Annotated in this window: 14 protein-coding genes; 12 read left to right on the top strand and 2 right to left on the bottom strand. The window is 75.1% G+C overall.

All coding sequences use genetic code 11. The features are described from left to right. The 3 genes from VM242_03065 to VM242_03075 all read left to right on the top strand — a co-directional run. Positions 1 to 761 (top strand): DUF4350 domain-containing protein (locus VM242_03065; protein HVM04131.1); only part of this gene is annotated, 761 nt, incomplete at its 5' end. Continuing rightward, positions 758 to 1,708 (top strand): AAA family ATPase, encoded by a 951-nt coding sequence (locus VM242_03070; GenBank protein HVM04132.1) that lies wholly within the window; start codon positions 758 to 760, stop codon positions 1,706 to 1,708. The genes VM242_03065 and VM242_03070, both read left to right, overlap by 4 nt. A 78-nt stretch (positions 1,709 to 1,786) precedes the next feature. Further along, positions 1,787 to 3,043, top strand: a complete 1,257-nt coding sequence (locus VM242_03075; protein HVM04133.1) for a DUF58 domain-containing protein — start codon at positions 1,787 to 1,789, stop codon at positions 3,041 to 3,043. On the opposite strand, the gene VM242_03080 is transcribed toward VM242_03075, so the two are convergent. Then, positions 3,021 to 4,001: a stage II sporulation protein M gene (locus VM242_03080; protein HVM04134.1), complete on the bottom strand. Its 981-nt coding sequence runs from the start codon at positions 3,999 to 4,001 to the stop codon at positions 3,021 to 3,023. The genes VM242_03075 and VM242_03080 overlap by 23 nt on opposite strands. A 4-nt stretch (positions 4,002 to 4,005) precedes the next feature. On the opposite strand from VM242_03080, the gene VM242_03085 reads away from it, so the two are divergent. Beyond that, the gene (locus VM242_03085; protein HVM04135.1) at positions 4,006 to 4,764 is read left to right on the top strand and encodes an RDD family protein; all 759 of its coding nucleotides are present in this window, start codon (positions 4,006 to 4,008) and stop codon (positions 4,762 to 4,764) included. A gap of 330 nt (positions 4,765 to 5,094) precedes the next feature. On the opposite strand, the gene VM242_03090 is transcribed toward VM242_03085, so the two are convergent. Then, the gene (locus VM242_03090; GenBank protein HVM04136.1) at positions 5,095 to 5,526 is read right to left on the bottom strand and encodes a hypothetical protein; all 432 of its coding nucleotides are present in this window, start codon (positions 5,524 to 5,526) and stop codon (positions 5,095 to 5,097) included. Between the two features lie 122 nt (positions 5,527 to 5,648). Here VM242_03090 and VM242_03095 point away from each other — a divergent pair, with 122 nt between their 5' ends. The 8 genes from VM242_03095 to VM242_03130 all read left to right on the top strand — a co-directional run bounded on the left by VM242_03095 (position 5,649) and on the right by VM242_03130 (position 14,613). Further along, complete coding sequence (locus VM242_03095) at positions 5,649 to 7,283, top strand: SpoIID/LytB domain-containing protein (GenBank protein ID HVM04137.1); 1,635 nt, start codon at positions 5,649 to 5,651, stop codon at positions 7,281 to 7,283. A 122-nt stretch (positions 7,284 to 7,405) separates the two neighbouring features. Further along, positions 7,406 to 8,449 carry a 30S ribosomal protein S2 gene (rpsB, locus tag VM242_03100; protein HVM04138.1) on the top strand — a complete coding sequence of 348 codons (1,044 nt, stop codon included), beginning with the start codon at positions 7,406 to 7,408 and terminating at the stop codon, positions 8,447 to 8,449. 2 nt (positions 8,450 to 8,451) lie between these two features. Next, positions 8,452 to 9,246 carry a translation elongation factor Ts gene (gene tsf, locus VM242_03105; protein HVM04139.1) on the top strand — a complete coding sequence of 265 codons (795 nt, stop codon included), beginning with the start codon at positions 8,452 to 8,454 and terminating at the stop codon, positions 9,244 to 9,246. Continuing rightward, entirely contained in the window at positions 9,243 to 9,977 is a 735-nt protein-coding gene (gene pyrH / locus VM242_03110; GenBank protein HVM04140.1) for a UMP kinase, read from the top strand. Before tsf ends, pyrH begins: the two co-directional genes overlap by 4 nt. After that, the gene (frr, locus tag VM242_03115; GenBank protein ID HVM04141.1) at positions 9,974 to 10,549 is read left to right on the top strand and encodes a ribosome recycling factor; all 576 of its coding nucleotides are present in this window, start codon (positions 9,974 to 9,976) and stop codon (positions 10,547 to 10,549) included. Before pyrH ends, frr begins: the two co-directional genes overlap by 4 nt. A gap of 41 nt (positions 10,550 to 10,590) precedes the next feature. Further along, positions 10,591 to 12,039 (top strand): phosphatidate cytidylyltransferase, encoded by a 1,449-nt coding sequence (locus VM242_03120; protein ID HVM04142.1) that lies wholly within the window; start codon positions 10,591 to 10,593, stop codon positions 12,037 to 12,039. A 124-nt stretch (positions 12,040 to 12,163) separates the two neighbouring features. Continuing rightward, positions 12,164 to 13,321 carry a 1-deoxy-D-xylulose-5-phosphate reductoisomerase gene (dxr, locus tag VM242_03125; GenBank protein ID HVM04143.1) on the top strand — a complete coding sequence of 386 codons (1,158 nt, stop codon included), beginning with the start codon at positions 12,164 to 12,166 and terminating at the stop codon, positions 13,319 to 13,321. Continuing rightward, positions 13,318 to 14,613, top strand: a complete 1,296-nt coding sequence (locus VM242_03130; GenBank protein HVM04144.1) for a site-2 protease family protein — start codon at positions 13,318 to 13,320, stop codon at positions 14,611 to 14,613. The genes dxr and VM242_03130 overlap by 4 nt, the downstream gene beginning before the upstream one ends. The last annotated feature ends 36 nt before the right edge of the window (positions 14,614 to 14,649 follow it).

Raw genomic sequence — 14,649 nt, forward strand, 5'->3', positions numbered from 1 at the left:
GCCCGCTGCTGCGGCGGCTGGCCGGGACGGAGCGGTGGTCGACCGAGCCCGCCCGGCGGGCCACGCCCCTGGTGCCGGTGCCGGAGGTCGACGGGGTGACGACGGTGACCTCCGGCGGGTTCGGGTCGTGGTCCGACCCGGGCGCGTCGCTGCCCGTGCTGGCCGCCGGCGGCGCCACCCTGGCGACGGTGACGGCGGCCGGCCGCGGCCGCGTGGTCGCCGTGGCCGACCCGTCGGTGTGGCAGAACCGCCTCCTCGGCCAGGCCGACAACGCCGCCTTCGCGCTGGCGGCGGTGGGGGAGCGGGGGCGGCCCGTCGAGTTCGCCGAGGCCCACCACGGCTACGGGCGTTCGCGCGGACCGGGGGTCGTGCCGTGGCGGTGGCGGTGGGCGGCGGGCGTCGCCCTGGTCGCCGCCTCCGTCGCCGTGTGGTCGCGGGGACGGCGGTTCGGCCCGCCCGAGGACGCCGAGCGCGAGCTCCCCCCGGCCCGGCGCGCCTACGTCGATGCGGTGGCCGCCTCGCTCGTCCGCACCCGCAGGCCGGCCGAGTCCCTCGCCCCCCTCCAGGACGCCGCCCGCCGCCGGGTCACGGCTCGCGCCGGCCTGGCGTCGGACGCCGGTCCCGACGACCTCCGCCGCGCCGCCGCCGGGCTCGGGCTGGAGCCGGCCGACGTCGACGCCCTCCTGCGCCCCGCCACGACGGACGACGACGTCCTGGCCGCGGGCAGGGCGCTGGCCCGCCTCGAAGCGGCGGGCCGGTGACCGGCGACGGTGGCGCCCTGCGCTCCCTGCGGGACGCGGTGACGGCGGAGGTGTCGCGGGTCGTCGTCGGCCAGGACGGGGTGGTCGAGGTCGTGCTGGCGGCCATGGCCGTCGGGGGCCACGTCCTGCTGGAGGGCGTGCCCGGGGTGGCCAAGACGCTCCTGGCCAACGCCACCGCCCGGGCCCTGGGCCTGGAGTTCCGGCGCATCCAGTTCACCCCCGACATGCTGCCGTCCGACATCACCGGCACGATGACCCTGCGCGACCGCGAACTGGTGTTCCGGCCCGGGCCGGTGTTCGCCAACCTGGTGCTGGCCGACGAGGTCAACCGCACGCCGCCCAAGACCCAGGCCGCCCTGCTGGAGGCCATGCAGGAGCGGCAGGTGAGCGTGGAGGGCGAGCCCCGCCCGCTGCCCGACCCGTTCCTCGTGGTCGCCACCCAAAACCCCATCGAGTACGAGGGCACCTACCCCCTGCCCGAGGCCCAGCTCGACCGCTTCCTCGTGAAGGTGGACGTGGGCTACCCGTCGGAGGCCGACGAGCTGGCCATGCTCCAGCTGGCCCGCAGCGGTGTCGACCCCGTCACCCTGGACGACGTCGAGCCGGTGGCGGGGCGGGGCGCCCTGGCCGCCGCCCGCCGGGAGACGGACGAGACGGTGGTGAGCGCCGAGGTGGCGGCGTACGTGGGGGCCCTCGTCCGGCGCACCCGCCAGCTGCCGAGCGTCGCCCTGGGGGCGAGCCCCCGGGCCGCCGTCCACCTCCTCGCCGCCTCCCGGGCCGCCGCCCGCCTGGCCGGCCGGGCCTTCGTCACCCCGGACGACGTCATCCGCATGGCCGCCCCCGTCCTGCGTCACCGCCTCCTGCTGCGGCCCGAGGCGGAGCTGGAGCGCTACCTCCCCGACGACGCGGTGGCGAACGCGGTGGCCGCCGTCCCCGTCCCCCGGTGAGCCCCACGCCGCGCCAGGCCGCCGTGCCCGTCCCCCGGTGAGCCCCACGCCGCGCGTGGCGGCCGTGCCCGTCCCCCGGTGAGCCCCACGCCACGGGTGGCCTGGGCGCTCGCCGCCCTGGCCGTCGCCGCCCTGCTGGTGCCCGTCCCGGCCGTGGTGCTGGGCGCCCTGGTGCTGGCGGCGGCCACCGTGGTCGACGCCCTGGCCGTGCGGCGCCCGCCCGAGGTGGCGCGCCGCGTCCCCACCGTCCTGGCCCGCGGCGTGCCGGCACCGCTCACCGTGACGGCCGCCCGCCCCGGCGCCCGCCGCCTCCTCGTTCGCCAGCCGGCCACCCCCGACGTGCGGGTGGAGCCGTCGGAGGCGGACGGGCAGCTCGACGCCATGCTCGTCCCCCGCCGCCGTGGCCGCCACCGCCTGCCTGCCGTCGCCACCCGGGCGGTGGGGCCGCTCGGACTGGGCCGGTGGGACCATGGCGCGGCCGGCGAGGCGGAGGTCGCCGTGTACCCCGACGTGCCCGCCGCCCGCCGCCTGGCCCTCGCCGTGCGCCAGGGCCGCTTCGGCGAGCAGGGCCGGCTCCGGCGGGGACCGCTGGGCCTCGGCACCGAGTTCGAGTCGGTGCGGGACTACTCGCCCGACGACGACATCCGCCAGGTCAACTGGCGCGTCACCGCCCGCCTGGAGCGGCCCATGAGCAACACCTACCGGGTGGACCAGGACCGCGACGTGGTCGTGGTGGTCGACGCCGGCCGCCTGATGGCGGCGCCCCTGGCCGGCACGCCGCCCCTCACCCGCCTCGACGCCGCCCTCGACGCGGCCACCGCCGTCGCCCTGGTGGCCGACGAGATGGGCGACCGCTGCGGCTCGGTGGCCTTCGACGCCGAGGTGCGCCGCCGCCTCCCGCCCCGCAGGCGGGGCGGCCGGGCCGTCGTCGAGACCCTGTTCGACCTGGAGCCGGCGCCCGTGGACAGCGACTACGAGCTGGCCTTCCGCACCGTCGGGCGGGCCAAGCGCTCGCTGGTCGTCGTCCTCACCGACCTGGTGGAGGAGGCGGCCGCCCGCCCCCTGGTGGACGCCGTGCCCGTGCTGGCCCGCCGCCACGCCGTGGTGGTGGCGAGCGTGGCCGACCCCGACCTGGTCGATCTGGTGCGCACCCCGCCCGCCACGCCGCTCGACGCCTACGCCGCGTCGGTCGCCGTCGAGGTGCTGGACGCCAGGGCGCGGGTCGTCCACCAGCTCCGCCGGGCCGGCGCCGAGGTGGTCGAGGCGCCACCGGGGCAGCTGGCGGCGGCCTGCGTCGCCGCCTATCTGGAGCTCAAGCGGCGGGCCCGGGTGTGAGCGCCACCGAGGGCCGCCCCCGCCTCCACGCCAGCGCCCAGTAGACGGCGGCCAGGCCGAACCCCACCGCCAGCGCCGGGCCGACTCCCAGCCCGGCCGGCGTCACGAACCCCTCCACGACGCCGGCGAGGACGAGCCACGGTGCGGTCCCGAGGGCCAGCTCGGCGCCCGCCCGTGCCTCCTCGGCGAGGGCGACGCGGCGCCGGCGGCGGCCCGGGTCGACCACCGCCCACCCCATGCGCAGGCCGGCGGCGCCGGCCACGACGATGCACGACAGCTCGAGCACGCCGTGGGGCGCCACCAGCTGGACGAACACCGACGACCGCCCGCCGGCCACCGCCAGCCCGGCGACCACGCCGATCACCAGGCCGTTGAAGACCAGGGCGGCGGCGGTGAGGACGCCGAGGGTGATGCCGCCGGCGAAGGCGGTGAGCGCCACCCGGATGTTGTTCACGAAGATCTGCGTCGAGAACGAGGTGCTCTCCGCCGTCGAGAAGCCGAGGTCGGCGCCCTGGCGGTCGCGGTCGCCCGCCCCGCCGCCCAGGGCGGCCGGCACCACGCCGGTGGCGGCGGCCGCGTCGCTGCCGGCCCACAGGGCGCCCACGCCGATGGGGGCGAGCAGCAGGAGGGCGGCGACGGCCAGCAACGCCGGCCGCTCCATGACCCTCCGCCAGTAGCGCCGGCCGAGGAACGACCCGACCGACTCCCGCCGGGCGTCCGCCGCGTAGACCAGGTGGCGGGCCCGCCCCACCAGGTCCTCCAGGCGGGGGACGACCGGGTCGAGGGCGAAGCGGCGCCGGGCCAGCGCCAGGTCGGCGGCCGTCGCCCGGTAGAGCGTCCCGAGGCGTCGCACGCCTTCGGGACCGAGGCGCTCGGGGCGCCCGCCGGCGGAGCCGACGAGGCGCGCCAGCTCGGCCCACGCCGGCTCACCGTCTCGGAGGAACACGTCTAGCTTCATCAGGGTGCCGTACGAGGATCGCATCTCGATCGCCACCCCGGAGGGAGTCGACCTCCAGCTGACCCTCGCCGGGCTGGGCTCGCGGGCCGTCGCCCGCATCGTGGACCAGCTGATCCAGACCGGCGTGCTCATCGCCGTGGCGCTGCTCGCGGCGCTGGCCGGGGGCGACGGGAGCGTGGTGGGCGCCCTCTTCCTGGTCGTGCTGTTCCTCGTCCAGTTCGGCTACGACGTGCTCTTCGAGACGCTCGCCTCGGGCCGCACGCCGGGAAAGCGCTGGAGCGGGCTGCGGGTGGTCCGGTCGGACGGCGGGCCCGTCGGCTTCGTGCCGAGCGCGGTGCGCAACCTCGTCCGCCTGGTGGACTTCCTGCCCGGCGTCTACGCCGTCGGCATGGCGGCCGTGCTGGCCAGCCGCCGCAACCAGCGCCTGGGCGACATGGCGGCGGCCACCCTGGTCGTGCGCGAGCGCCACGGCGGCCGCCGGCCGGCGCCGGCACCGCCGACGACGACCAGGGCGAGCGGCACCTGGTCTCCCGCGGCGGACGCCGCCGCGGTGGCGTGGGACGTCTCCGCGGTGACGGCCGACGAGCTCGCCACCGTCCGCCGCTTCCTCGACCGCCGCAGCGGGCTCACGGCCGACGCCCGGGCCCGGCTGGCCGGCGAGCTGGCCGGCCGCCTGCGGCCCAAGGTCGTGGGGCCGCCGCCGGGCCAGGCGCCCGAGGCGTTCCTGGAGGCGCTGGCCGCAGCCAAGACGGCCCGCCTGTGATGGAGACACCAGCTGAGCGCCGCCAGCCGAGCGCGGCACCGGCGGCCGTCGCCGCACCGTGGTCGACCTCCCGGCGCTGCGCCCGGCCGGCGTCGCCGTGGTGGGGTCCGGGGCCTACCAGCTGGCCGGGCCGCGCGGTAGGAAAGGCGTGACCGGCAACGAGCGCCGAGCTCGCCGCGGCACGGTCCGCGGCCGCACTCGCCGCCGCAGGCGGCCTCTACGGCTGCGGACACCGGGCAGGACAGGGCGGAGGCGGGCGAGCTCGTTCGCCGGAGCACGATACAACTCGACCGAATGGCGTGAGCGAAGCGAACGAATGAGGTCGACGCGCTAGAACGGCGTGGGCGGGCGCGCGCCCTGCGACTCATTGCGCATGAGGAACCCGCCGTAGGCGACGGCGCCGGCCAGGAGGATGCCGAGCCAGGCGCCCACCCCGAGGAAGTCGGTCTCCAGCAGCAGCTTGAGCAGCAGGAGCCCGGCGACGGTGACGCCGGCGATGAACATGGCCTGGCCCAGCGGGAAGGGCAGCGCCGGCATCCTGGCCGTGGTGAACCGGGTGACGACGACCACCGCCACCATGGCGGCGGTCACCAGGGCGGCCAGGACGCCCCAGAACGCCTTGGGCGACTCGACGGCCGAGCGGGTGAAGCTGACGAGCCCCAGGTCGAAGTCGTACCAGGGCAGGAAGAGGAGGTCGATCAGCAACACGCCCCCGGCGATCAGCACGATCTTCTCGCCCTGGCTGAGCCTGCTGAGGTCCACGGTGTACCCCCCCTTGGACGGTGGTCGCCGGTCGTCGGTGCCAGTGTCGCATGCCCGCGCCGCGGCCGCGTGGACGCCGGGGATCGGACAGGGGCGGCCTCCCCGGCGTAGATTCGTCCGCCATGCGAGGCGGAGCGCGGGCGTTCGTGGCCGTGGCGTCGTGCGTGGTGGTCGGCCTGACCGGCCCCGCGCCGGTGGCGGCCAAGGCGCGCAAGGCACCGGCGGCCCGGGGGTGGGTGGTGGACCGCGTGCGGATCGAGAACGCCAGCCCGGACGGCTTCGTCGGCGTCGGCGACGTGGGCCGGTTCCGGGGTGCGATCGACCTGGTCGCGGCGGCCGGCGGCCTGGCCGTGGTGAACGAGGTGGCGTTCGAGGAGTACGTCCAGGGCATCGCCGAGGTCCCCTCGGGCTGGCCGGCCGAGGCCCTCAAGGCCCAGGCCATCGCCGCCCGCACCTACGCCCTGCACGAGATGGGCAAGGACGTCGCCACCGAGGCGCGCTCCGTGGGGGCCGACATCTGTGCCACCCAGGCGTGCCAGGTGTACGCCGGGCTGGCCAAGGAGCGCCAGGAGAACGGCGCCCGCTGGGTGGCAGCCGTGCAGGCCACCCGGGGCGAGGTGCTGCTGTACCGCGGCGCTCCCATCCTCGCCATGTACTCGTCCTCGAACGGGGGGCGGTCGGTGGCCGGAGGGCGGCCCTACCTGAGAGCGGCGCCCGACCCCGACAGCGCCCGCGGCCCGTACGGTTCGTGGCAGGTCCGGCTCGGCTACGGCGAGATCACCCGGCTCTTCGGGCTCCCCGGCGGCCTCACCAGCCTGCGCCGCGACGGGGACACCGTGGTCCTCGACTGGCCCGGCGGGCAGACGGGCGTGGCCGCCGCCGACTTCCGCGCCCGCGTCAACGAGGCCGTGGCGCCGCAGGGCGGGCTGCCGCGGGCGGTGCCCTCCCCCCACTTCTCCGTCCTGGCCGACGACCAGACGGGCACGGCCACCCTCGACGGCCGGGGTCACGGCCACGGGATCGGGATGAGCCAGTTCGGCGCCCTCGGCAAGGCCACGCGCGGCATGAAGGCGGCCGCCATCCTCGCCAGCTACTACGGCGGCCTGAAGCCCACCGTCCTACCGCCCGACCAGCTCCCCGCCACCGTGCGGGTGGCCGTCGCCACCGGCCGGGGCACGGTCACGGCCGACGCCTCCGGGCGCTTCCGCGTGCTGGACGGTGCGGGCAACCCGGTGGCCGTCGCCGCCCACGGCGCCTGGCGGTTCCTCCCCGCCGGCAACCGCAGGGTGAGGGTCGTGCCTCCCGCCGACCAGGAGCCGGCACCCGTCCTCGACGCCGTCGCCGCCCGGCCGCCCCGCCCGAGCGCGCCCAACGGCGACGCCCGGTTCGCCCTCGGCTCCGCCGCGGTGGTCCGCCTGCGCGTGGAGGGGACCGGCCTGGCGCAGCCGCTGGAGACGGCTCCCACGCTGGTCGAGCCGGGAGAGGCCACCGTGGCGCTGCCGCCCCTCCCGGGCCCGGGCCAGTACGCGGTCGCCGTCCTGGCCGACGCCGGGGGCGGGCGGGTCACGACGGTCACCGTCCCCCTCCGCGTCGCCCGCCAGCGTGCCACCGGCCCGGCCCTCGCCGCCTCGGTCGGTCCCGGTGCCGGCCTGGTCGGCCGCCCGGCGGCGATCGCGTGGGCACTGCTCATGCTGGTCACGGCCCTCCTCGGCCGCCTCATCGTGCGCCGGGGGCCGTCGCCGGAGCGCCGTCGATAGACTGGGGCCACCTCGGCCCGGTCCCGGGCCCGAGGACGACCGTTCCGCCCCGTGCCACCCACGGTCGCCGCCGAGCGCGGCGCGGCACCGGGCGTCTCGACAACCGTTGGGGAGGAGCGCAGATGGCAGTCGTCACCATGAAGCAGCTGCTGGAGGCCGGCGTGCACTTCGGCCACCAGACCCGGCGCTGGAACCCGAAGATGAAGAGGTTCATCTTCGGTGAGCGCAACGGCATCTACATCATCGACCTGAACCAGACGCTGCAGCGCATCGAGGTCGCCTACTCGTTCGTGCGCAACCTGGTGGCCGACGGCGGCAGCATCTTGTTCGTCGGCACCAAGAAGCAGACCCAGGACCCGGTCGCCCGTTACGCCGCCCAGTGCGGGATGCCGTACATCAACGAGCGCTGGCTGGGCGGCATGCTCACCAACTTCACCACCATCAGCGGCCGGGTGAAGAAGATGACGGAGTACGAGCGCATGAAGGCCGCCGGCGACTTCGAGGCCATGCCCAAGAAGGAGGCGCTCATCCTCAGCCGTGAGCTCGAGAAGCTCCAGCGCAACCTCGGCGGGATCCGGGGCATGACCCGCCTGCCCGACGCCGTGTTCATCATCGACACCAAGAAGGAGCACATCGCCGTCACCGAGGCGAACAAGCTGGGGCTGCCGATCGTCGCCGTGGTGGACACCAACTGCGACCCCGACGTGATCCAGTACGTCATCCCCGGCAACGACGACGCCATCCGGGCCGGCTCGCTGATGTGCCGCATCGTGGCCGACGCCGTGGAGGAGGGCCGGTTCATCGCCTCCCGCAAGGCGGTGCGCTCGGCGCCCGCCGGTGGGCCGGCACCGGCGCCGCCCGACCCGGAGGAGGAGGCCCGCCGCGCCCAGCAGCAGGCCGAGGCCCGCCGCCAGGCCGCGTTGCAGGCCCAGGAGCGGGAGGCCCGCCTGGCCGCCCAGCGGGCGAACCCCGCCGAGCCGGTCCCGGCCGAGCGCGCCGAGCCGGCGGCGGCCGAGACGGCCGAGGCCGCGGCGCCCGCCAGCGCCGAGCCCGAGCCCGCCCCCGCCGAGGCCGCCCCGGCCGAGACGGCCGGGACGGCCGAGCCGGAGGTCCCGCCCGCCACCGCCGAGACGGAGGCCGCCCCGGCGGCAGGAGGGGAGGGGTAGTCATGGCCGAGTTCTCCGCCAAGGACGTGCAGCGGCTCCGCCAGACGACCGGCGCCGGGATGATGGACGCCAAGAACGCGCTGGTCGAGAACGGGGGCGACTTCGACGCGGCCGCCCAGTGGCTGCGGGAGAAGGGCCTGGCCGGCACGGCCAAGCGCAGCGACCGCGAGAACACCCAGGGGGCGGTGGCGCTGGCCCGGTCGGGGCCGGTCGCCGCCCTCGTCGAGCTCAAGTGCGAGACGGACTTCGTGGCCAAGTCGCCCGACTTCGTGAGCCTGGCCGACGAGCTGGCCCAGCTGGTGGCCGACTCCGGCGAGTCGGCGGTGGCCGAGAAGAAGAACGAGCTGGACGGGCTCAAGGTCACGCTCAAGGAGAACATCGACCTCGGCCGCGTGGAGCGGGTCGAGGCCGGCGAGGGCGAGGTCCTCGACACCTACCTCCACGTGCAGAACGGCCGGGGCGTCAACGGCGTGCTGGTCGTCGTGAGCGGCGGCGACCAGGAGCTGGCCCACGACGTCGCCGTGCACGCCGCCTTCGGCAAGCCGCGGTACCTCAGCCGCGACGAGGTCCCCGAGGACCTGGTGGCCGCCGAGCGGGCCACCCTCGAGGCCGTCGCCCGCAACTCCGGCAAGCCGGAAGCGGCGCTGCCCAAGATCGTGGACGGCATGCTGAACGGCTGGTACAAAGAGCACGTCCTGCTGGACCAGCCCTTCGCCAAGGACGACAAGAAGTCGGTCGCCCAGGTCCTGGGCGGCGCCCGCATCGTGCGCTTCGCGCAGGTGGTCGTCGGCGCGTGACGCCCGGTCCGTCGACCCGCTGGCGGCGCGTCGTCCTCAAGCTGTCGGGTGAGGCGTTCGCCAGTTCGGCGTCGGACGAGACGATCGACGGTGTCGTGGTCGAGCGCCTGGCCGGCGAGATCGCGGCCGCACGCGCCGAGCTGGACGTGCAGATCGCCATCGTCTGCGGCGCCGGCAACATCTGGCGGGGCGCCACCGGCGCCGGCGCCGGGATGGACCGCGCCACGGCCGACTACATGGGCATGCTGGCCACGGTCATCAACTCCCTGGCCCTCCAGGACGCCCTGGAGCGTCACGACCAGCCCACCCGGGTGCAGTCGGCGATCCAGATGGCGGAGATCGCCGAGCCCTACATCCGGCGCCGGGCCATCCGGCACCTGGAGAAGGGCCGGGTGGTGGTCTTCGCCGCCGGCATGGGGAACCCGTTCTTCACCACCGACACGCCCGCCGCGCTGCGGGCCGTCGAGATCGAGGCCGACGTCCTGCTCAAGGGCACCCACAGTGGGGTGGACGGCGTGTACTCGGCGGATCCCCGCCTCGACCGCACCGCCACCCGGTTCGACGAGATCACCTTCAAGGAGGTGCTCGACAAGGATCTCCGGGTGATGGACCTGACCGCCATCACGTTCTGCAAGGACAACGCCCTGCCCGTGCTGGTGTTCGACGTGATGACCCCCGGCAACCTGCGAAGGGCCCTTCTGGGCGAGCCGATCGGTACATTGGTCGGGTGACGGACGACGAGTCCTACGTCGACGCCGTGCTCGCCGAGAGCCGGGACAAGATGCACAAGGCCGTGGTGCACGCCCAGAACGAGTTCAGCACCGTGCGCACCGGCCGGGCGTCGCCCGCCCTCGTCGAGAAGCTGCGGATCGACTACTACGGCACGCCGGTGCCCCTCCAGCAGCTGGCCGGCTTCAGCGTGCCCGAGGCGCGGGTGCTCGTCATCACGCCCTACGACAAGAGCTCGATGAAGGCCATCGAGAAGGCCATCCAGCAGTCGGACCTGGGCATCAACCCGGGCAACGACGGCCAGGTCATCCGCCTGGTCTTCCCGCAGCTCACCGAGGAGCGGCGCAAGGACATGGTCCGGGTCGTCAAGCACAAGGCGGAGGAGGCGCGCATCGCCATCCGGGCCGTGCGGCGGGCGGCGCGCCACGACCTCGAGGCGTTCGAGAAGGACGGCGACATCACCGCCGACGACCTCGAGCGGGCCGAGAAGGACCTGGAGCGGATCACGCACGACCACGTGGCCGAGATCGACCGCATGCTGCACACGAAGGAGCAGGAACTGCTCGAGGTGTGACCCGCACGGTCGCAGGCCGAGGCTGACCCAGGGAGGGGCCGGTGGACGACGACGAGTTCGACGAGCAGGAAGAGGTCGAGGACGCCCGCGGGCGACGGCGCGCCGAGGGCGTGCGCATCATCGGCGCCGAGGAGGCGGCCCGCGCCCTGAAGGAGGGCCAGGCGGCCGGCAAGCGCCCCGAGGACGCCCCCCGGTTCGGCGACGTGCCCAAGCGGCCGTCGGGCCCCAAGCCGGCCCAGCGCTTCCCGCTCCCCGGCCAGGTCGACCCCGCGGCCGCCGTCGTCCGCCCGCCGGTGGCGGCCCAGGCTCCCGAGATGCCGCACTGGACGGAGCCGCCCACCGGCGAGGTCCCCCGCATCATCGACACCGACGACGAGGGCGAGGACCTCGACGCGTGGTCGGGGCTGTCGGGCCCCCGCTGGCGCGACCAGGACAGCGACTGGGACGACTCGGCGTTCGCCGACGCCCTGGGCGGCGAGGACACCAAGGTCGGCGCCCTGGACGACTCCCGGACCGACCACTCGGACCTGTACGAGTTCGACGAGCCCGAGCCCGAGCCCGAGCCGGAGCCCCAGCGGGAGCGGGCGCCGGCTGCCGGGCCGGCGTCGGTCACGACCTCCATCCGCACCCGCCAGGCCGGCGCGCCGCCCGAGGCGCCCGCTCAGCCGCCCGGAGGTCGCGACCTGCGGGGCGCCGTCGTCATCGGCGCCGCCCTGGCCGCTGTCGCCCTGCTGGTGTTCAAGGCCGGGCCCAAGCCGGCGCTCGTGCTCGTCACCGCCATCGTCACCCTCGCCGCCGCCGAGGCGTACGACGTGCTCCGCCGGGCCGGCTACCGGCCGGCGACGCTCCTCGGCCTCATCGCCACCGTCTCGCTGATGTTCGCCACCTACAGCGACGGGGTGACGGCCGTGCCCCTGGTGCTGGTCCTCACCACGATGTTCGCCTTCCTCTGGTACCTGTTCGGGGTCGTCCGCGCCCGGCCGACGGTCAACGTGGCGATCACCCTGTTCGTGTTCTCGTGGGTCGGCCTGCTCGGGTCCTTCGCCGCCCTGCTGCTGGCCCTGCCCGACCGGGAGGGGATCGCGTTCCTGCTCGGCGCCGTCATCGCCACCGCCGCCCACGACATCGGCGCCCTGTTCTTCGGCAGCCAGATGGGCAGCCGCCCGCTGGCACCCGACATCAGCCCCAACAAGACGATGGAGGGGCTGATCGGCGGCATGCTGTCGGCCGTCTTCGCCAGCGTGCTGTTCGTCGGCGTCCTGCCCGGCATCCACCCGTGGACGGCCGGCAACGCCCTCGTGCTCGGACTGGTGGTGGCCGTGGTGGCGCCGCTCGGCGACCTGTGCGAGTCGATGGTCAAGCGCGACCTCGGCGTCAAGGACATGGGGTCGCTCCTCCCCGGCCACGGCGGCGTCCTCGACCGCTTCGACGCCCTCCTCTTCGTCCTCCCCGCCACCTACTACCTGGTCAAGCTGCTGGACCTGGCGTGAGCCTGGCGCCGTCGCAAGCGGAGCTTGCCCGGCCAGGCGGTCCGCGCTCGCGTCCTCGTGCGTTCTCTGGACGCAGAACGCCGGTATGCGGCGTTCCTCGTCCAGAGATCGCCCCGGTGGCGTCGTGACCACCGTCGCCCTGGTCGGCTCCACCGGCTCGATCGGCACGCAGGCGGCGGACGTGGTGCGGGCCCACCCCGGGCGCTACGACGTCGTCGCCATCGGCGCCCGGTCGTCGGTGGACGTGCTGGCCGACCAGGCCGAGGAGCTGCGGCCCGCGGTGGTCGCCGTCGCCGACGCCGCTGCCGCCCGGGAGCTCGAGGGCCGGCTCCCGGCAGCGACGGAGCTGCGGGTGGGCGACGAGGCGCTGGCCTCGATCGCCACGGCGGCCGACGTCGTGCTCAACGCCGTGGTGGGCTTCGCCGGCCTGCCCGTCACCCTGGCCGCCCTCGAAGCCGGCCGGCGGCTGGCGCTGGCGAACAAGGAGTCCCTGATCGCCGCCGGCCCGGTCGTGCAGGTGGCCCGGGCCACGCCGGGCGCCGAGATCCTGCCCGTGGACTCCGAGCACTCCGCTTTGCACCAGTGCCTCCGGTCGGGCCGCCGGGACGAGGTCCGCCGGCTCCTGCTCACCGCCAGCGGCGGGCCGTTCCTCGGCCGGTCGGCGGGGGAGCTGGCCGACGTGACGGTGGACGACGCCCTTGCCCATCCCACCTGGACCATGGGCCCCAAGGTGACGATCGACTCGTCCACGCTCATGAACAAGGGGCTCGAGGTCATCGAGGCCCACGAGCTCTTCGGCGTCGCCTACGACGCCATCGACGTCGTGGTGCAGCCCCAGTCGGTGGTCCACTCGATGGTCGAGTTCACCGATGGTTCCACCATCGCCCAGCTCTCGCTCCCCGACATGCGACTGCCCATCGCCTACGCGCTGGGCCACCCCGACCGCGCCCCGGTGGCGTTCGGGGCGATCGACTGGTGCGAGCTCGGCCGCCTGGACTTCGCGGCGCCCGACCGGGCCACCTTCCGCTGCCTCGACCTGGCCTACGAGGCGGGCCGGCGGGGTGGTACCGCCCCGGCCGTCCTGAACGCCGCCAACGAGGTGGCGGTGGCCGCCTTCCTCGACGGCCGCTTGCGGTGGGGCGACATCGCCGCCGTCATCGAGGACTGCCTGGAGGCGGTGCCGGGAACGAAAGCCGACGGCCTCGGCGTTGTGCTCGAAGCCGATCGCTGCGCCCGGGACCGGGCCGGCGCGGCCGTCGAACGGAGATCGAAAGCCGCATGACCGACATCTCGACCGGCCCGAGGAGCGAGCCCCGGCCCGACCCGACGCCCGAGGAGCAGCGCGCCGCGCTCCTCCGCCTCGGCCTGATCGTGGTCGCCGGCGTCGTGGCGGCCATCGTGACCGACACCGCCAGCACGGTGGCGGTCGTCGCCGCCATCATCGTGATGATCATGCTCCACGAGCTGGGCCACTTCCTCACGGCAAAGTGGGCGGGCATGAAGGTCACCGAGTACTTCCTCGGGTTCGGTCCCCGGCTGTGGTCGATCCGAAGGGGCGAGACCGAGTACGGCGTCAAGGCCATCCCGGCCGGCGGCTACGTGAAGATCGTCGGGATGAGCAACCTGGAGAAGGTCGACCCGGCCGACGAGGAGCGCACCTACCGCCAGAAGTCCTACGGGCGGCGCCTGTCGGTGGCGGTGGCCGGCTCGGCCGTCCACTTCATCCTCGCCTTCCTGCTCCTGGTCACCCTGTTCGCGGTGGTCGGCGTCCCGACCGCCGAGCGGGAGTTCACCATCGGCCAGATCAGCCGCCTGAAGTCGGGGCCGAGCCCGGCCGAGGAGGCCGGCCTCCGGGTGGGCGACACCGTTATGGCCGTCGACGGCCGCCCGCTGGCCTGGGACGAGGTGCCGGCCTACATCCGCAGCCGCCCGGGGCGGCCGGTCGTCTTCGACGTGGAGCGGGACGGCCGCCGCCTCCAGCTGACCGCCACCCCGGTCGACCTCAGCACCATCGAGGTCGACGGCGCGCCGGTGGTCGAGAACGCCGAGGGCCCGGTCGGCTTCGTCGGCATCGGCAACCCGATCTTCCCGATCGAGCGCTCGGACCCGATCGCCGCCGTGGGCCGCTCGGCCACCGGCCTGGGGCGGGTGACGGTGGACACGCTCAAGGCCCTGGGTGGGATCTTCTCGCCCGGCGGCGCCTCCGCCTACGGCCGCCAGCTGGTGGGGGGCACGGACGGCGAGAACGGCGAGAACCGCTTCTTGTCGCCCGTCGGGTTCGTGCGGGTCGCTTCCCAGGCGGCCGACACCGGGTGGCGCGAGGTCCTCGCCCTCCTCCTGAACATCAACGTGTTCGTGGGCGTGTTCAACATGATCCCGCTGCTGCCCCTCGACGGCGGCCACGTCGCCATCGCCACCTACGAGCGCATCCGCTCCCGCAGGGGCCGCCGGTACCACGCCGACGTCGCCAAGGCCATGCCGATCTACTACATGGTCTTCCTCATGCTGGTGTTCCTGGGCGTGTCATCCCTGTACCTCGACATCGTCCGCCCCATCGCCAACCCGTTCCAGTAGGGGTTTCGCCGTCGCAGCCGGAGGCTGCTCGGCGAG

This window comes from Acidimicrobiales bacterium (assembly GCA_035540975.1).
Classification (GTDB): domain Bacteria; phylum Actinomycetota; class Acidimicrobiia; order Acidimicrobiales.